General features: G+C 36.7%; 21 protein-coding genes. 15 read left to right on the top strand and 6 right to left on the bottom strand.

The genetic code is table 11. The features are described 5' to 3' along the window. Window positions 1–379: 379 nt before the first annotated feature. The 5 genes from C8270_RS15840 to lpdA all read left to right on the top strand — a co-directional run bounded on the left by C8270_RS15840 (window position 380) and on the right by lpdA (window position 6,276). Entirely contained in the window at window positions 380–1,078 is a 699-nt protein-coding gene (locus C8270_RS15840) for a YkyA family protein (RefSeq protein ID WP_106497766.1), read from the top strand. A gap of 443 nt (window positions 1,079–1,521) precedes the next feature. Continuing rightward, on the top strand, window positions 1,522–2,565 hold the full coding sequence (pdhA, locus tag C8270_RS15835) for a pyruvate dehydrogenase (acetyl-transferring) E1 component subunit alpha (protein WP_199794728.1): 1,044 nt from the start codon (window positions 1,522–1,524) through the stop codon (window positions 2,563–2,565). Window positions 2,566–2,568: 3 nt separating this feature from the next. Continuing rightward, a complete protein-coding gene (locus C8270_RS15830) occupies window positions 2,569–3,546 on the top strand; it encodes an alpha-ketoacid dehydrogenase subunit beta (RefSeq protein WP_106497764.1) in 978 nt (325 codons plus the stop codon). Window positions 3,547–3,570: 24 nt separating this feature from the next. Beyond that, window positions 3,571–4,866, top strand: coding sequence for a dihydrolipoamide acetyltransferase family protein (locus C8270_RS15825; RefSeq protein WP_106497763.1), 1,296 nt, complete (start codon window positions 3,571–3,573; stop codon window positions 4,864–4,866). 3 nt (window positions 4,867–4,869) lie between these two features. Then, window positions 4,870–6,276, top strand: a complete 1,407-nt coding sequence (gene lpdA, locus C8270_RS15820; protein WP_106497762.1) for a dihydrolipoyl dehydrogenase — start codon at window positions 4,870–4,872, stop codon at window positions 6,274–6,276. A gap of 437 nt (window positions 6,277–6,713) precedes the next feature. Here the strand turns inward: lpdA and C8270_RS15815 are convergent, their stop codons facing one another. Continuing rightward, window positions 6,714–8,237: a glycine betaine uptake BCCT transporter gene (locus tag C8270_RS15815; RefSeq protein WP_106497761.1), complete on the bottom strand. Its 1,524-nt coding sequence runs from the start codon at window positions 8,235–8,237 to the stop codon at window positions 6,714–6,716. A gap of 277 nt (window positions 8,238–8,514) precedes the next feature. Here C8270_RS15815 and C8270_RS15810 point away from each other — a divergent pair, with 277 nt between their 5' ends. The 4 genes from C8270_RS15810 to C8270_RS15795 all read left to right on the top strand — a co-directional run bounded on the left by C8270_RS15810 (window position 8,515) and on the right by C8270_RS15795 (window position 11,185). Beyond that, a complete protein-coding gene (locus C8270_RS15810) occupies window positions 8,515–9,360 on the top strand; it encodes a polysaccharide deacetylase family protein (protein WP_106497760.1) in 846 nt (281 codons plus the stop codon). A gap of 162 nt (window positions 9,361–9,522) precedes the next feature. Further along, window positions 9,523–9,624, top strand: a complete 102-nt coding sequence (locus C8270_RS15805; RefSeq protein WP_106497759.1) for a GapA-binding peptide SR1P — start codon at window positions 9,523–9,525, stop codon at window positions 9,622–9,624. Window positions 9,625–9,933: 309 nt separating this feature from the next. Continuing rightward, the gene (locus C8270_RS15800) at window positions 9,934–10,893 is read left to right on the top strand and encodes an NAD(P)H-dependent flavin oxidoreductase (RefSeq protein ID WP_106497758.1); all 960 of its coding nucleotides are present in this window, start codon (window positions 9,934–9,936) and stop codon (window positions 10,891–10,893) included. Between the two features lie 13 nt (window positions 10,894–10,906). After that, a complete protein-coding gene (locus tag C8270_RS15795; RefSeq protein WP_106497757.1) occupies window positions 10,907–11,185 on the top strand; it encodes a UPF0223 family protein in 279 nt (92 codons plus the stop codon). Between the two features lie 22 nt (window positions 11,186–11,207). On the opposite strand, the gene C8270_RS15790 is transcribed toward C8270_RS15795, so the two are convergent. Then, a complete protein-coding gene (locus C8270_RS15790) occupies window positions 11,208–11,825 on the bottom strand; it encodes a YktB family protein (RefSeq protein ID WP_106497756.1) in 618 nt (205 codons plus the stop codon). Window positions 11,826–12,032: 207 nt separating this feature from the next. Between C8270_RS15790 and C8270_RS15785 the strand changes: the two genes are divergently transcribed. Both C8270_RS15785 and C8270_RS15780 read left to right on the top strand, forming a co-directional pair. Next, window positions 12,033–12,224 carry a hypothetical protein gene (locus tag C8270_RS15785; RefSeq protein ID WP_106497755.1) on the top strand — a complete coding sequence of 64 codons (192 nt, stop codon included), beginning with the start codon at window positions 12,033–12,035 and terminating at the stop codon, window positions 12,222–12,224. A gap of 133 nt (window positions 12,225–12,357) precedes the next feature. Beyond that, window positions 12,358–13,167: an inositol monophosphatase family protein gene (locus tag C8270_RS15780; RefSeq protein WP_106497754.1), complete on the top strand. Its 810-nt coding sequence runs from the start codon at window positions 12,358–12,360 to the stop codon at window positions 13,165–13,167. Between the two features lie 7 nt (window positions 13,168–13,174). Here the strand turns inward: C8270_RS15780 and C8270_RS15775 are convergent, their stop codons facing one another. Then, window positions 13,175–13,354 carry a DUF5325 family protein gene (locus C8270_RS15775; protein ID WP_106497753.1) on the bottom strand — a complete coding sequence of 60 codons (180 nt, stop codon included), beginning with the start codon at window positions 13,352–13,354 and terminating at the stop codon, window positions 13,175–13,177. A 158-nt stretch (window positions 13,355–13,512) separates the two neighbouring features. Here C8270_RS15775 and C8270_RS15770 point away from each other — a divergent pair, with 158 nt between their 5' ends. Continuing rightward, window positions 13,513–13,839 carry a YlaH-like family protein gene (locus C8270_RS15770; protein ID WP_106497752.1) on the top strand — a complete coding sequence of 109 codons (327 nt, stop codon included), beginning with the start codon at window positions 13,513–13,515 and terminating at the stop codon, window positions 13,837–13,839. 28 nt (window positions 13,840–13,867) lie between these two features. Here C8270_RS15770 and C8270_RS15765 read toward each other — a convergent pair whose 3' ends face one another. Further along, window positions 13,868–14,071 (bottom strand): YlaI family protein, encoded by a 204-nt coding sequence (locus C8270_RS15765; RefSeq protein ID WP_106497751.1) that lies wholly within the window; start codon window positions 14,069–14,071, stop codon window positions 13,868–13,870. A gap of 135 nt (window positions 14,072–14,206) precedes the next feature. On the opposite strand from C8270_RS15765, the gene C8270_RS15760 reads away from it, so the two are divergent. Then, window positions 14,207–14,491: a hypothetical protein gene (locus C8270_RS15760; protein ID WP_106497750.1), complete on the top strand. Its 285-nt coding sequence runs from the start codon at window positions 14,207–14,209 to the stop codon at window positions 14,489–14,491. A gap of 63 nt (window positions 14,492–14,554) precedes the next feature. Here C8270_RS15760 and C8270_RS15755 read toward each other — a convergent pair whose 3' ends face one another. Then, window positions 14,555–15,154, bottom strand: a complete 600-nt coding sequence (locus C8270_RS15755) for a YhcN/YlaJ family sporulation lipoprotein (RefSeq protein WP_106497749.1) — start codon at window positions 15,152–15,154, stop codon at window positions 14,555–14,557. A gap of 265 nt (window positions 15,155–15,419) precedes the next feature. Next, window positions 15,420–15,896, bottom strand: a complete 477-nt coding sequence (locus C8270_RS15750) for a hypothetical protein (RefSeq protein ID WP_106497748.1) — start codon at window positions 15,894–15,896, stop codon at window positions 15,420–15,422. Window positions 15,897–15,992: 96 nt separating this feature from the next. Here C8270_RS15750 and C8270_RS15745 point away from each other — a divergent pair, with 96 nt between their 5' ends. Together C8270_RS15745 and C8270_RS20085 are read left to right on the top strand one after the other, a co-directional pair. Next, window positions 15,993–16,334, top strand: a complete 342-nt coding sequence (locus C8270_RS15745; RefSeq protein ID WP_106498566.1) for a YlaN family protein — start codon at window positions 15,993–15,995, stop codon at window positions 16,332–16,334. A gap of 88 nt (window positions 16,335–16,422) precedes the next feature. Continuing rightward, window positions 16,423–16,617, top strand: coding sequence for a hypothetical protein (locus C8270_RS20085; protein WP_158701745.1), 195 nt, complete (start codon window positions 16,423–16,425; stop codon window positions 16,615–16,617). Window positions 16,618–16,690 lie beyond the last annotated feature (73 nt).

The following is a 16,690-nucleotide window of genomic DNA, read 5'->3' as shown; positions in this document are numbered from 1 at the left end:
TCTCATACGGATCAGTCCAGTTCATACGTCGCTATACGGGCACTTCCGCTTTTCATGTCTAGCTCCAGCGCCCAGCGACTAGTGAATTTCCTTCTCCTCCTTACGATAAGTCAACATCGATTCGCTATCGCTCATCGTGTTTCCTTTATCTCATACGGATCAGTCCAGTTCATACGTCGCTATACGGGCACTTCCGCTTTTCTTAGTCCATATTGATTGATTTCATTTTCTTATTTTAACATAATTGGTTCTATTAGTTCATAAATTTGCTATAGGACATAGTATCATTCATTTTTCCTAGTACGATTATGTTATGCTATTATTCACAAAAAACGTTTATTGAATTAAAAACGGATATCAATGAAGGAGGGAAGTCAACGTGCCATTTAAAAAAATATTGATGGTTTTATCTTTATGTTTAATCGTAGGGTTAGCTGCATGTAGTGGATCATCGACTAAAGAAAAGATATACGATCATTTGGAAAAAGCAGTAACATTAGAAGATGCTTTTGAGAAACAGCAGGATACGATTGTTGACTTAGAAAAAAAGGAACAGGAATTATATGGTAAGATCATTGATTTAGGAATGGATGATTTTGATAAAATAAAAGATCTGTCTCAACAAGCAATCGAAACAATTGAAAAACGATCTAATAAAGTGGATGTAGAAAAAGAGAGTATCACTGCGTCTAAAGAAGAATTTATGAAAATAGAAGATTTAATCGATGAGCTCGAGGATAAAGACATAAAAGATAAGGCGAAGAAAATGTATGATGTTATGATGAAACGATATCAAGCATATGATTCTTTAAATAAAGCCTATACTACATCTTTAAAATTAGAAAAAGAATTATATACGATGTTACAAAAAGAAGATATTGAACAAGAGGCGCTAACGGAGCACATCACTAAAATTAATGATAGTTATCAAGAAGTGTTGGAGGCGAACAAAGCGTTCAATACACACACAACAAAATATAATAAATTGAAACAAGAATTTTATAAAGCAGCCGATATAGAAGTTGAATATGAAGACGGAAAATCTGCTGATAAAAAGAATTCAAATAAAAACCAATAATTACAAACGAGAAGACTGAATTTGTTCAGTCTTTTTTTTATTGCGTTTTGTTATGATTTGGATGATCATACTAATACAGTTTAGCTAAAAGGGTATAACAGGTGATTAAAAAAAGTTAATGAATACGTCTACCTGGTTTAGAAACTACAATAAAAATACAGAAATAAAAACAAAGTGATTGACCAAATCCGTATGAATAAGCTAAACTCTAAATAGATCACCTATTGTATCAATAAATTTCCCTTTATGAGTGTAACAGTTTTTGAAAATGGTTTAGAATAAGATTAATAAAAATCAAAACAGGGTACAAGAATAAAGGCAGAATGGTACAGATTTTTTCAAGTTTAGGGAAGGCTAGAAGTGAAAATATTAAAACGGATATAGAAAGGAAGAGGTGAACTATTTTGAAACACGTACTTAAAAGTGTTGAGAGTCAGTTCGAAATGTTCCAAATTCTTAATGAAGATGGGAAAGTTGTAAATAAAGATGCTATGCCTGATCTTTCGGATGATGATTTGAAAGAACTAATGCGTAGAATGGTTTATACCCGAATTTTGGATCAGCGTTCCATGGCATTGAATCGTCAAGGACGTTTAGGTTTTTATGCTCCAACAGCAGGACAGGAAGCTTCACAATTAGGAAGTCACTTTGCATTGGAGAAAGAAGATTTTATATTACCGGGATATCGTGATGTTCCACAGCTTATTTGGCATGGACTTCCATTATATCAAGCATTCTTATTCTCTAAAGGACATTACCATGGTAATCAAATGCCAGAAGGAGTAAATGCTGTAAGTCCGCAAATTATTATCGGTGCACAATACACTCAAGCTGCAGGTGTTGCACTTGGAATGAAAAAGCGTGGTAAAAAAGCAGTAGCAGTTACTTATACAGGTGATGGTGGTACTTCTCAAGGTGATTTCTATGAAGCATTGAACTTTGCTGGGGCATATGGTGCTCAAGGTGTTTTCATTGTACAAAACAACCATTTCGCCATTTCAGTTCCAGTCGAAAAGCAAACAAATGCACAAACACTAGCACAAAAAGCGGTTGCTGCTGGGATAGAAGGCGTTCAAGTTGATGGAATGGATGTACTCGCTGTTTATGCCGCAACAAAAGATGCGCGTGAACGAGCTATTAATGGTGAAGGTCCAACATTAATTGAAACATTAACTTATCGTTATGGACCACATACAACTGCAGGTGATGACCCAACCCGTTATCGTACGGAAGAACTTGACAATGAGTGGGAAAAGAAAGACCCATTAGTTCGATTCCGCAAGTACTTAGAAAGCAAAAAGTTATGGTCTGAAGAAGAAGAAAACAAAGTAATTGAAGAGGCCAAAGATGATATTAAACAAGCAATTAAAAAGGCTGACGGTTATCCAAAACAAAAAGTAACGGAACTTATTTCCAATATGTATGAAGAACTTCCAGTGAATCTTCAAGAACAAATGGAAGAATATAAAGAAAAGGAGTCGAAGTAAATCATGGCACAAATGACAATGATTCAAGCAATCACTGAAGCAATGCGCACAGAATTAAAAAATGACGATAATGTGCTTGTATTTGGTGAAGATGTCGGTAAAAACGGTGGCGTATTCCGTGCTACAGAAGGATTGCAGGATGAATTTGGCGAAGAACGGGTATTTGACACACCACTTGCTGAATCAGCAATTGGCGGACTCTCTATTGGTCTAGCTTTACAGGGATATCGTCCTGTGCCGGAAATCCAATTCTTCGGCTTCGTATATGAAGCAATGGACTCTATTAATGGACAAATGGCTCGCATGCGATATCGTACAGGTGGCACACGTACAGCGCCAATTACAATTCGTTCTCCATTTGGTGGAGGTGTTCACACACCAGAATTGCACGCAGACTCACTTGAAGGATTAATTGCCCAGCAACCAGGAATTAAAGTAGTTATTCCATCTACACCACAAGATGCAAAAGGGTTGTTAATTTCTGCTATTCGTGACAATGACCCAGTTGTATTCTTAGAGCATATGAAGCTTTATCGCTCATTCCGTGACGAAGTTCCTGAAGAAGAATATACCATTGAAATAGGCAAAGCAGATGTGAAGCGGGAAGGGAAAGACGTAACATTGATTGCTTACGGTGCAATGGTTCATTCAGCACTTAAAGCTGCAGAAGAATTGGAAAAAAACAATATCGATGCAGAAGTTATCGACTTGCGCACGGTATCACCTGTTGATATGGACACCATAATCGAATCAGTGAAGAAAACAAATCGTGTTGTATTTGTTCAAGAAGCTCAACGGCAAGCAGGTGTTGCATCAAATGTGATATCTGAAATCCAAGAACGTGCAATCTTACATCTAGAAGCACCAATTTTACGTGTTACTGCACCAGACACGGTATATGCGTTTACTCAAGCCGAAGAAGTATGGCTGCCTGATCATAAAGACATTGTAGAGAAAGCACAGCAAGTAATTAATTTTTAATTTTTAGATTGGAGGTAGTAAGGCATGGCATATGAATTTAAATTACCAGACATTGGTGAAGGAATTCATGAAGGCGAAATCGCAAAATGGTTTTTTAAAGCAGGCGATGAAGTAAAAGAAGATGATGTTTTATGTGAAGTACAAAATGATAAAGCTGTCGTTGAAATCCCGTCACCAGTAGATGGAACTGTAAAAAAAGTTAATGTAGATGAGGGATCTGTTGCAGTTGTAGGTGATACAATCATCACCATCGATGCAGAAGGATACGAAGATGACGAAAGTGGTTCTGACGAAGCCAATAGCAAAGAAGAAACAAAAGAGGCAGAAAAAGAGGAACCAAAGAAAGAAGAAAAAACAGAAACAAAACAAGTTCAAGCAGATGACAATTCACAGGCTGATAATAAGCGGGTTATTGCGATGCCATCTGTGCGGAAATATGCGCGTGACAATGATGTGAACATACAAAAAGTAACAGGATCGGGTAAAAATGGTCGTGTTCTTAAAGAAGATATTGACAGCTTCTTGAATGGCGATCAACCATCTACTCAGGGTACTACTGAAGAAGCGGACACAACAGAGACACAAACTCAGAAAGAACAAACTGTACCAAAAGGTGAATATCCAGAAACACGCGAAAAAATGAGTGGAATTCGCAAATCGATTGCTAAAGCTATGGTTAATTCGAAAACAAAAGCACCACATGTTACATTAATGGATGATATTGATGTTACAGAACTTGTAGCACATCGTAAGAAATTTAAAGCAGTCGCAGCTGAGCAAGATATTAAATTAACTTATTTGCCATACGTTGCTAAAGCATTTGTATCAGCATTGAAAAAATATCCAATCATCAATGCAGCTGTTAATGATGACACAGACGAAATCATTTACAAGCATTATTACAATGTAGGAATTGCTGCAGATACGGATAAAGGTCTGCTTGTTCCAGTTGTAAAAGATGCTGATCGTAAATCCATTTTTACAATTTCACAAGAGATTAATGAATTGGCAGATAAAGCAAGAAGTGGTAAACTAACACCGGACGAAATGAAAGGTGCATCAAGTACAATTACAAATATTGGTTCTGCAGGTGGTCAGTGGTTCACGCCAGTAATAAACTATCCTGAAGCAGCGATCTTAGGAATTGGACGCATCGCTGAAAAGCCAGTAGTACGTGATGGAGAAGTCGTAGTTGCTCCAGTACTTGCATTATCATTAAGCTTTGATCATCGCATTGTTGACGGTGCCACTGCACAGTTGGCATTAAATCAAATTAAGCGATTATTGAATGATCCACAATTAATCATGATGGAGGCGTAAACTATGGTAGTAGGAGATTTTCCAGTTGAAGTTGATACGTTAGTTGTTGGAGCCGGACCTGGTGGCTATGTTGCTGCTATCCGTGCTGCACAACTAGGTCAAAAAGTAACTATTGCTGAAAAGGCTACATTGGGCGGAGTTTGCTTAAACGTTGGTTGTATCCCATCTAAAGCAATGATTCAAGCAGGTCATTTAACAGAAAAGGCACATGGAAGTGAAGAACTCGGTATTACAACAGAAAATGTTTCTGTTGACTTTTCTAAAGTGCAAGAATGGAAGGGAAAAGTTGTCAATAAATTAACTTCTGGTGTTGAAGGATTACTAAAAGGAAACAAAGTAGACATCGTGAATGGTGAAGTATACTTTGTTGATCAAAATACAGCAAAAATTATGGATGAAAAGAGTTCGCAAACATATAAGTTTAACAATTGTATTATTGCTACCGGTTCTTCACCAATTGAAATTCCAAGCTTTAAATTCTCTGATCGTGTTCTTGATTCGACAGGTGCGTTGAATCTAAAAGAAATTCCGAAGAAAATGGTTGTAATCGGTGGAGGATACATTGGAACAGAATTAGGATCTGCTTATGCGAACTTTGGAACGGATATTACAATTTTAGAAGGCGCAAAAGATATCCTAGGCACATTTGAAAAACAAATGACACAAGTTGTTAAAAAACGTCTTAAGAAGAAAAATGCCACCATCATTACCGAGGCAATGGCAAAAGGTGTTGAAGAAACAAAAGACGGCGTAAAAGTAACATATGAAGCTAAAGGTAAAGAAGAAACAGTTGAAGCGGATTATGTGTTGGTAACGGTTGGTCGTCGTCCAAACACGCAAGAAATCGGTTTAGAGCAGGTTGGTATTGAAGTAGATGATAAAGGCCTAATAAAAATTGATAAACAATGTCGCACTAACGTACCTAACATATACGCAATTGGTGATATTGTTCCCGGTTTACCACTTGCACATAAAGCTTCTTATGAAGGAAAAGTTGCTGCAGAAGCAATTAGTGGAGAAAAAGCAGAAATCGATTATATTGGTATGCCTGCTGTTGTATTCTCCGACCCTGAACTGGCATCTGTCGGTTATACAGAAAAAGAAGCAAAAGAAGCAGGTTACAAAGCAAAAGCTTCGAAATTCCCATTTGCAGCTAATGGACGCGCATTGTCATTAAATGATAGTGATGGATTCTTAAAACTTATTACAAGAGAAGAAGATGGACTTGTAATTGGGGCACAAATTGCTGGGCCAAATGCTAGCGATATGATTGCTGAGGTTGGCTTAGCGATCGAAGCAGGCATGACTGCAGAGGATATCGCTCTTACTGTTCATGCACATCCAAGCTTAGGGGAAATTACAATGGAGGCCGCAGAAAAAGCATTAGGGACGCCAATCCATACAATGTAAGGTTTACATGGAATAATATGAGAGAAAAAGGGGAGCTGTACTAATGCAGCTCTCCTTTTGTATCCCTATGTCCTATGCGTCCTTAAATAGCCATAATATATCCGAAATATACGAAAAAGTGCTTAAATAATAACGAAGGATTTTCTGGAAGACTGTTTTTGAAAATATCTAAGCATATATTTCCTTACAAGCAGCGTGTAAACTCCTTGAAAATGATTTCGCATTTTCTGCGTGCGATGTAATGCTGTGAAGCTTTCCTTGTCCTGGGATGGGGGAATACCTTCCTCGACTCTGAAAACCTTTGTGAGAACATCGCATTGTCCTGAGAAGGGCTCTCCGCTCGTTCCGGGAAAGCGTAGTATGATAGCCACAAATAATGCAAAAATAGCTTAACTAAAAAATAAGCCATACCGCAACACAGTGGTATGGCTTAAGCTTTATTGTTTCTTTCGTTTTAAATCATATTGTCTTGCTTCTTCTTTAAATGATTTAATTAGTGAAAAGACGACAAAGATCATAATTATTGCAAATGGAAAGGCGACAATAATAGACGCGGTCTGCAATGCATTTAGACCACCTTGCCAAAGTAATATAGCAGCAGCACTAGATTGAATAAGACCCCAAATAAATTTCACTTTATTTGGCGGATATAAACTACCACCAGTTGTTTGCATACCTAAAACAAATGTTGCCGAATCAGCTGAGGTAATGAAAAAGGTACTAATCAACAAGATAGCAATTATCGACATCACGGTTCCAAATGGAAATTGCTCTAAAACCGCAAATAATGCTGTTTCCTCACCAAGATCATTTACATAATGAATGATATCGACGCCTTGGAAAAACTCTAGATTAATCGCTGATCCACCAAATACGGAAAACCATAATGCTCCAAAAATGGTTGGTACAAGTAAAACACCTAAGACAAACTCTCGTATTGTCCTACCTCTGGAAACACGAGCGATAAATGTACCAACGAATGGTGCCCAAGCAATCCACCAAGCCCAATAAAATATTGTCCAATCTTTAATCCAAGTATTATCTTGTTGAAATGGCGTCATGCGGAAACTCATGCCAGGCAAATTTTGAATGTAACTTCCAAACGTTGTTGTAAAAAAGTTCATAATAAAGTTCGTTGGTCCTGCAAAAAGCAAAAATAACATAAGCGCAATAGCAAGAATTATATTTGCATTACTTAAGTACTTAATCCCTTTATTTAATCCGGTCATAGCTGAAATTAAGTAAAGAACGGTAACAATCAAGATAATTACGAATTGCATCGTAACTGTTTGGTCAAAACCAAATACAAAGGCAAGTCCACCACTTATTTGGATTGCACCAAACCCAAGTGACGTTGCAACGCCAAAGACAGTAGCAAATACAACGATAAAATCAATTACTGTTCCTAGAGGCCCTTTTACTCTATCACCAAAAATCGGCTGTAAAATAGCACTTACAACGCCAGGCGCCTGTTTGCGAAATTTAAAATAAGCTAGAGCCAAAGCAATTGTTGCATATACTGCCCAAGGATGTAGTCCCCAGTGAAAGAAACTGTATTGCATGGCGGTTTTTGCTGTATCATTTGTTCCTGGCTCACCAAATGGTGGTTCATGAAAGTGGGATAATGGTTCAGCGGCTCCCCAGAATACTAAACCGATCCCCATACCTGCACTGAAAAGCATGGCAAACCATGTTATATAAGAATATTCCGGCTTGTCTCCTGGTTTCCCAAGTTTAATATTCCCATATTTTGAAAAAATGAGATAGATGGCAAATATTACAAACCCTGTGGTACTTAATAAATAAAACCAGCCAAATTTATCGACCAAAAATGTTTGGATGATCGTTGTTACATTATCGAGGTTACCATTTGGTAATACATCTTTAGGAATGATTCCCCATATGATAAAAAGTATCGCAACTACAGCTGATATCCAAAAAACACGTGTAACTTTGTTCATTATCACAATTCCTTTCTATTTTGTTGTCTTTGGTAAAAATTTGCACATCTATGTATTAAAACATATTCTTGTCCATGTCTCAACTAATGTGATGTTAGTTCTTACTATTTACTAAAGAACGAGATATAATTCTGGAATTTGGCAAAGGACCTAAATTTATATACCCATTATCTTTCCGATACAAACATAAATAATTCATGACGACTATATACATCGCCTTGGCCACTTGGTTACAATGGAAATATCGATTTTTGACAGCGAAGGGAATGGGCAACATATGAAAAAAAGGGCTTGGTTTTCTTTGTTAATGGTGTGTATTTTGCTGACAGCTTGTAATATTCATTCCGACAAAAACAAAGATGATAGCGATAAAACACGAGATCAGCAAGGCCAAAAAGTAGCCAAAAATGTTCAGCAGGAAAATTCGAAGCAAAAAGATAACAACAAAGATTATGAAGTCAGCAACCAAAAGAGCAATAAAGAAGAGAAGATAGAACCAAAATATAAAGTGGCTGATAATTGGTCAATTGTACCTATTGATGAAGCAAACGAAAAAGTAGTGCTGTTAACTTTTGATGATGCACCAGATGAACATGCATTAGATATGGCCAAGACATTAAAAAAATTAGATGCGAATGCAATCTTTTTTGTGAATGGGCATTTTCTCGAAACACCTGAAAAGAAAGAAATACTGAAGCAGATTCATGATATGGGGTTTTTAATTGGCAACCACACATATAGTCATGCATATTTACCTGATTTGTCGAAAAAAGAACAAAAAAAGGAAATAGTTCGTGTGAATGATATGGTGAAAGCAATTATTGGAGAGCGTCCTAAGTTCTTTCGAGCACCAAACGGGGCGAATACAGATTATACGAAGAAAGTTGCTAAAAAGGAAGACATGATCCTCATGAATTGGTCATATGGGTACGACTGGAACGAAGAATATATGTCCAAAGAGGCCATCACCGATATAATGCTTCATACGGAATTATTAACTAGTAGTGCAAATTTATTAATGCATGATAGGGAATGGACCGCCGCTGCGCTGAAGGATATTGTGAAGGGCCTACGTGATAAAGGGTATGAAATGGTTGATCCAAGGTTAATTAAAACTAGATAAATAAAAGTAGTTTTCTGAAAAAACAGCTAGTTATTTTGTAATAACTAGCTGTTTTTATGTGTGATTTTTAATTATGTTATACTAAATAAGTGTTGTAATTTAAAATATGACATACTATAATATGAATATGATATTATAATTACCGAAAAGGAGTTGGACCAAATGGGAACGATCGTATGTCAAGACTGTCAGCAAGTTATTGAACATTTTGATGATGAAAAAGTATCAACCCTTTATGGAACATGTCCTAATTGTAAGAACTAAAAACGGAAGTGTGTTTTATTGACTCAATAGACCAAATTGATATTTGATTTTTTTAATTAAGATAAGGCTATCCCTTAGGTTATTAAAGCAGACCCAAGAGATAGCCTCCTATTTTTATTGGTTTGTATTCTTTTATTACATGATAGGAATAACGGTCTGAACACGCTCATATGAAATCAAAGTTTCGCGTATATTCATAACAGAGCTTTGTGTAAGAGAATCTCCTAATTTAGAGCACTTGTTGCGGCAAGATCTGACATGATAGGATATAGGTAGGTGAAAGTGTATACAATGGGGGGAGGAATTTTTGTGAAGTGGAATACACGTGTGACTGAATTATTGAATATTAAGTATCCGATTGTTCAGGGGGGGTTGGCATATCTAGCATATGCAGATTTGGCAGCAGCCGTTTCAAATGCTGGTGGTCTAGGTCAGATCACGGCAATGAGTTTAGGAAGCCCTGATGAATTAAGAAAGGAAATACAACGTGTAAAACAATTAACGGATAAAGCTTTTGGAGTGAATTTTGCTATTGGACAACATGGACGTCCATTTGTAGATATGGTTCAAGTGGCAATTGATGAGAAAGTTCCGGTAATATCGGTGACAGGTGGGAATCCCAAGGGTGTGTTGGACATGGTGAAGGATCATCCAATTAAAAAACTTGTGCTTGTGGCTGCAAGAAGACAAGCTGAAAAAGCGGAGGAATTAGGTGCAGATGCTGTCATGGTGGTTGGACAAGAAGGTGGGGGACATCTTGGACGTGGGGATGTAGGGACTCTAGTGTTAACCCCACAAGTAGTCGATCACATCTCCATTCCTGTTATTGCTTCAGGTGGAATTGGTGATGGCCGTGGTCTGATGGCGGCACTTTCGCTTGGTGCGGAAGGGATTGAAATGGGAACCAGATTCATTGCAACGAAAGAGTGTGTAGACGCGCATTCTAGCTATAAACAGGCGCTACTTGATGCTGATGAAAATGCTACAACTGTTATCAAACGTTCATTAGGTACTCCTGCTCGTGCATTAAAAAATGAATGGACCGAACGTATACTTGAGTTAGAATCTACCCAACCTACATACGAAGCGATGAAAGATATGATTAGTGGACAAGCAAATAAACGGTATATTGCTGATGGATATGCTTCAGAAGGTTTTGGTTGGGCTGGGCAGGTAGCAGCTCGAATTAAAACAATCCCAACAGTAGAGGAATTATTTACTACAATGATCACGGAAGCCGAAGAAATTCGCAACAAATGGTTAAATTAGGGGGCAAAACAGATTGAATTATCATTACCCGATCGATGAAACATGGTCGAAAGCAGAAATTGTCGATGTAATTAATTTTTTTACCATGGTAGAAAAAGCCTATGAAAAAAGTGTGAAAAGTGATAACGTAATGCTTGCATATAAGCGTTTCAAGCAAATTGTACCAGCTAAAAGCGAAGAAAAAACCATCTTTTCCGAGTTTGAGAAAGCGTCAGGATATTCCAGTTATCATGTTGTCAAGAAAGCAAAGGAAATAGACGGATTCATAACGATGAAAAAAGGCAGCTCCTAATAGGAAAGCTGCCTTTTATTAATTATAACAATGCGCGCTGGTAGAAAGGTAATAAGATATCATACGTATTTTTCGCGATATTAACTAGTTCTTCTCCGTCCGTAATACGTTTGTCGTTTGCAGCGATATGCCTACCAATTAAAAACTCCGCTTTTTTAACATCTCGAAAACGTTCTAATGCTGCTTCCAGGTTGATGTCTCCGAGTTTAGTGGATTTCTTTTTTGTATGGTCAAGTGAAATAACAAAATCATCGGAAACTTCGCTTTTAATAGCGTCTATATTGTTTAACAGATTTTTCGCGAATTCTTGCTTATTTGGCAACTCATAGATAAAAGCTAGCCAAATAAAAATGTGATCATCAAACAAGCCGAATTGAAAATGTGGATGTTTTTTATATCCTCTTTTGTTATTAGCAATAGCTAACCATGTATCTTTTGGAGGATTGACCGTCCTTCTTGCATGTTTCGCTATATGTAAAAACATCTCATTACCAAGTTGTGTTTGTAAGTGGTCTACTAATTCGTTGCCAATTTCTTGAAACTTTGGTTGTATACGGTTCTGAATTGCTTCCATTCGCTCAGTTAATCCGTCAATGGAAAACGTTGCAAAGTCTTGGTCAGTAAAGCCATCGAAACTCATTGCAAATCATCCCTTCTTTCTAAAATGCCTGTATACTTGATTACAGATTATAATAATTATTAAGTATAACTGAAACCAAGTCAAGTTCTTTGGTTTAAAATCAAGCAGAATTGGGAATTGATAAAATAAGAATTTAGAAAAATGTTGAACGATATCATAATTTTTCTCATATATATAAAATAAGCCATCTGAAAGGATGTAAGAGACATGAAATATGTACTCGAGACAATTAGACGAAAAGAGGCACAAGAGAAACTACCTGTGATTCGCATGGAAATTGATTACGAGCTTGTCACACTTCATGACGCGTTAGAAGCAAACGATACGGTTCAAATTATAAAGACAAAAGAACGTTTGGAACAATTACGCAAACAACTGCTTGAGATTGAAAATGATTAATCATTATAAGGTATAATTGACTCCTATACATACATAGGGGTCATTTTTTGTCGATATCAAGCAATTCTAAACCGATGACTTGTTTGCTGCAATTTGGTAATATAGTAATAATGAGAGCAATGGAGGTCTGCATATGGATTTGGAAATTCGCGAAAAGTTGTACAGACAGGCTAAAACATGGGTACTGGAAGCAGGTGCAACAATCAGGGGGAAAATGAATGACCCATTAGTCGTTGATACAAAATCAAACCCCAATGACCTTGTCACACATATGGATAAAGAAATAGAGCGATTTTTTGCTGCGAATATCAAACATACATATCCTGATCATTTATTGCTAAGTGAAGAAGGATACGGTGATGATTTGAAATCATTGCATGGGACGGTGTGGATAGTTGATCCGATTGATGGAACAATGAATTTTGTTCATCAAAAATGTAATTTCGCAATATCAGTGGGAATTTATCATCAAGGGATTGGAGAAATTGGCCTTATTTATAATGTTATGGATGATATTCTGTATCACGCTGTGCGCGGTGAGGGAGCCTATAAGGACGATGTTCAATTGCCGCATTTAAGGGATGATGTAAACCTTGAGAAGGCGATTCTAAGCATGAATCATTTTTGGCTGTGTGAGAATCGATTAGTAGATGAAACTCAAATGCAGCTTCTAGTGAAGAAGGTAAGAGGTACAAGAACTTATGGGTCCGCTGCGCTAGAGTTTGCCTATGTTGCAGAAGGTAAGCTGGATGGTTATTTAACGATGAGTTTAGCGCCATGGGATGTAGCGGCTGGTATTGTAATCGTTAATGAGGTTGGTGGGATTACAACAACAATTTCAGGAGATCCTGTTGATATGTTACATAAGAATTCTATTTTAACTTGTAATCCGGTCATACAATCAAGGATCATTAAGGACTATATTGAAAAAGGAAAGAAGTGAATCGCACTTAATGCGAGCCACTTCTTTTTCGTTTGATTGATAATCCAAATCCCATAAATGCAAATCCTAAAACCAAAAATAAAAAAATAAGCCATATGTTACCGTAAGAGATTGCTACACCAATTCCTACAAACATGGCAATTACAAGCATAGCTAATAATAACATCGGAATATTAATCTTTTTCATATCTTCACCTCACGATTAATTACATGGAATAGTATATATCATCGGGATAAGTTTTTCAAAATAAGTTAATTGTTGAACTTCCTTCACATTTACTACTAGCATGTCGTGACAAGATTTAGTATGATGGTAAAAGAGTTTTTATGATGGGGGATACATGCATGGATAGTAATTTCAGTCTAATTTTTGATTATGTTGAAGAAAATTACGGTATTGATCATTTATTTACGATTTTATATGTTCTTAATCTAATTTTTGGGGCGATTGCATTTAAATTAGGTTTTGCCCGGAAGTTACCTATACTTAAGTCATTATTTGTTTATATGATGCTTGCAATCGGGACTTTTATTATAACGATATTTAGTATTTTTAAAATGCCTATGACCGAAAGTTTAATCATAATTTCCGCTGTTCTAGGTGTCTATCGATTCCGTTTACACCAGCAACGTAAAGCCAGAACAAATAATGAGCAAAGTAAAACTCCCTAACGAATTGATAAGGGAGTTTTTTATTTTATTAAATAAGATCATTCTTTTGTTTCTTTTTCCGATATAAACGGAATTTGCCTGATTGATGTCGTGCTTTGGTTCTTTCGTCTATCCGTTGATAACACGATTTGCATAAATACATATTTAATCGGCGATTTCGTAATCGTTTTGCCTGTAATGAATGATCGTCTATCGCTTCTATCGTATCACATATAACACATTTAACTTGCATAATTTCACCCCAAATTAGGCTGTTTATTTAACTATACCATAGGATTGTTATGCATAAAAGAAGTATATTATTTGATGTTTGACAGAAAAATAGGAAGGGAATAAATAATTAAAGCATAATAGAAAGGACGATTTGATGAAAAAAAGGTATGTTATTTCGGCATTAGGCGCTGCTGGAGCAGGTACAGCGGGATTATTTCTAAAAGACAAAGAAAATAGAGATAAAGTAGTAAAAAAAGTCAAATCGATAGCGAGTAATTTTAAAAATAATTATGCAACGTCCGCACTTGATGATGCAGGAATACCAGATCAAACCGATAACAAAGACTTGGCGCAGTTTGAGAATGCCAAAATGGTTTCGGAAGGATCGCAATTTGGTGTAAATTATTATAATGAAGTTAAAGCAGAAGAGGAAGCGTAACAAAGGGTCAGACCCCCTTAAGGGAGTCAGACCCTTTGTTTTGTTGTGATAAGGTTCATTTGTTTATTCGTTATTTTTATGATTCGACTGATCTTCTTGGATATCGTCTAGTTTTTTCTCATCTTCTTTGGGAATAACTTCTTTATTTTGATCTGGTTCTACAGGTTGATCTTCATCTATAGGGAAATCTGGCATGTATCTACCGACAATTGCGGATAATTCATCAACAATTCCTTGTGCTGGGTGGCCTTGACTTATTTTGTCGCTCATACCACGTATTCGTTCTGTCATATCAGCGTCTGCGACAACGACAGCAGTCTTGCCATATGGATCGTGTCTTAAAGCTTCTAAAACAGAATATTTAATGGTGCCGACCCGTGAACGATCTAAATCTTTATCGACATCAATTCCAACTACGGCATATGGTCCGGCGACAACTGCCGCTGAATCCCTGACATTTGGAACATCACTAGCAATATTTGCCAAATGGTTGGCCATCTGTTCACTATTTATATTTTTCTTCTTGATTGGGTGGGAATCTTCAACTTGAATGAACTGATTTCCGGTTTCTTCATCTGGCAGGGAAGTATCTTTTTCTTGTTGTTGGCATCCAACCAATACAATCATAACGGTAAAAACTAAGGCTAATAAGCGTGGAAACATTTGCACTCCTCCTAAAATGAGTAGTTATTGATTTATTTTTCGCTGGAGAAGCCAAATTATACAAAAAAGCTGATTGCCTAAAAATGGGCAATCAGCTTAAAGAGGTTGTTCAAAAAGTCACCAAATAATAAGCGGCGAATCTCTTCGTTGGCTTGTTTCTCCGCTGCTCACGTATCTAAATGCATACGTTCCGTTGCTCAAAACTACGCCGCCTCGACCTTCTTGCTTCTAATTTGGCAACTTTTTGAACACGCACATTAATAAGTTATTTTATAATAATTTTTTGAACCCCTTTAATAGGATTTTCTTGATTCGAACCATCTTGATAAAAGAAGTGAACTGGACCATCATCTTTTACTGTTTTTCCATCAACTGCAAATAGGAATAAACCATTTCTAAGCTCATTAAGGGAAATGCTGACTTCACCATTACTGGTTGCTAATGTTGCACTTTCAGCATTGTCGTTCATTTCTGCGTTATCAATAAAATCAATAATGGGCATCACATATGAATTTTTTAGTATTTTTTCTCCTTCAAAGCGGGAAATACTTTTGTTAACCGGTGGATTGAATACTGCTCTATCCCATCGTTTAGATGCTTTTTCAAGTTCATCATCTTCATCTTTATTATCGGTATTTTGCAGAAATGCTTCCTCAAGTAGAATTTTACGATCGTCAAAAATCCATACTGTTGGGTCAAGTGTAATTGGATAGGCAACTTTTCCTGTTATTGGTACGATCATCGTTTTTTACCACCTCTCATAATATATCCTTTTCAAGAATAGCAGACACGGGTAAAAATTTCATCCAAAACAATTATACTATTTCATTTGCAATTTATGGCTTGTAACGATAATATAGTAGAGAAGAAAGTCTTTTACTTGGAGGGGATATATTTGTTACCTGAGGTGACTGCAAATCATCGTGAAAAAGCCTATGCCCTTCTTAAGGCTGATGCTGATAAAATTTTAAAACTTATTGAAGTTCAAATTGAAAATTTAATGACACCGCAATGCCCATTGTATGAAGAGGTTTTAGATACACAAATGTTTGGTCTTTCAAGGGAAATAGATTTTGCTGTGCGTTTAAATTTAATCGGCGAGAATGAAGGTAAAGCACTTCTCGAAAATCTCGAAAGACAGCTGAATATTCTGCATGAAGCAGCACAGAAATCTGTGTAGTTTTTGTGTAACATTTTTGGCGTTATGTACCCCGTATCAGTAAAAACTTTGCCTGCAAACTTATGGCAAGGTTTTTTTATTATAATGTGTGTTTCAAAAAGCCGGCAAATTAGAAACAAGAAGGTTGAAGTGCCAGTTCCTAGATCAGGGTGTAGGTGAAGGCTGCATGTGGACTGGACTTGAGCGGGATGCGATTGATTTTAGCGGAAGTTCCTTTTTTGTCAAAGAGATTCGCCAATTATCATTTGGTGACTGCTTTGAAACATCTCTTATAATTATTTAATAGGTTAAACAAATTCGTTGGTAGGATAGAAAAAGAAGTCTGTAAATTTCGCTAATTTTAAATTATGTGTTAT

This window comes from Lentibacillus sp. Marseille-P4043 (assembly GCF_900258515.1).
Lineage (GTDB): Bacteria > Bacillota > Bacilli > Bacillales > Amphibacillaceae > Lentibacillus_C.
This window is presented reverse-complemented; position numbering and strand designations above follow the sequence as displayed.

What these genes read in the sequence shown, in the direction of transcription:
- pdhA (WP_199794728.1), top strand. Translation starts at nt 1,522, where the DNA reads ATGTTCCAAATTCTTAATGAAGATGGGAAAGTTGTAAATAAAGATGCT.
- C8270_RS15830 (WP_106497764.1), top strand. Translation starts at nt 2,569, where the DNA reads ATGGCACAAATGACAATGATTCAAGCAATCACTGAAGCAATGCGCACA.
- C8270_RS15825 (WP_106497763.1), top strand. Translation starts at nt 3,571, where the DNA reads ATGGCATATGAATTTAAATTACCAGACATTGGTGAAGGAATTCATGAA.
- lpdA (WP_106497762.1), top strand. Translation starts at nt 4,870, where the DNA reads ATGGTAGTAGGAGATTTTCCAGTTGAAGTTGATACGTTAGTTGTTGGA.
- C8270_RS15815 (WP_106497761.1), bottom strand. Translation starts at nt 8,237, where the DNA reads ATGAACAAAGTTACACGTGTTTTTTGGATATCAGCTGTAGTTGCGATA.
- C8270_RS15810 (WP_106497760.1), top strand. Translation starts at nt 8,515, where the DNA reads ATGAAAAAAAGGGCTTGGTTTTCTTTGTTAATGGTGTGTATTTTGCTG.
- C8270_RS15805 (WP_106497759.1), top strand. Translation starts at nt 9,523, where the DNA reads ATGGGAACGATCGTATGTCAAGACTGTCAGCAAGTTATTGAACATTTT.
- C8270_RS15790 (WP_106497756.1), bottom strand. Translation starts at nt 11,825, where the DNA reads ATGAGTTTCGATGGCTTTACTGACCAAGACTTTGCAACGTTTTCCATT.
- C8270_RS15785 (WP_106497755.1), top strand. Translation starts at nt 12,033, where the DNA reads ATGAAATATGTACTCGAGACAATTAGACGAAAAGAGGCACAAGAGAAA.
- C8270_RS15780 (WP_106497754.1), top strand. Translation starts at nt 12,358, where the DNA reads ATGGATTTGGAAATTCGCGAAAAGTTGTACAGACAGGCTAAAACATGG.
- C8270_RS15775 (WP_106497753.1), bottom strand. Translation starts at nt 13,354, where the DNA reads ATGAAAAAGATTAATATTCCGATGTTATTATTAGCTATGCTTGTAATT.
- C8270_RS15770 (WP_106497752.1), top strand. Translation starts at nt 13,513, where the DNA reads ATGGATAGTAATTTCAGTCTAATTTTTGATTATGTTGAAGAAAATTAC.
- C8270_RS15765 (WP_106497751.1), bottom strand. Translation starts at nt 14,071, where the DNA reads ATGCAAGTTAAATGTGTTATATGTGATACGATAGAAGCGATAGACGAT.
- C8270_RS15760 (WP_106497750.1), top strand. Translation starts at nt 14,207, where the DNA reads ATGAAAAAAAGGTATGTTATTTCGGCATTAGGCGCTGCTGGAGCAGGT.
- C8270_RS15755 (WP_106497749.1), bottom strand. Translation starts at nt 15,154, where the DNA reads ATGTTTCCACGCTTATTAGCCTTAGTTTTTACCGTTATGATTGTATTG.
- C8270_RS15750 (WP_106497748.1), bottom strand. Translation starts at nt 15,896, where the DNA reads ATGATCGTACCAATAACAGGAAAAGTTGCCTATCCAATTACACTTGAC.
- C8270_RS15745 (WP_106498566.1), top strand. Translation starts at nt 15,993, where the DNA reads ATGGCTTGTAACGATAATATAGTAGAGAAGAAAGTCTTTTACTTGGAG.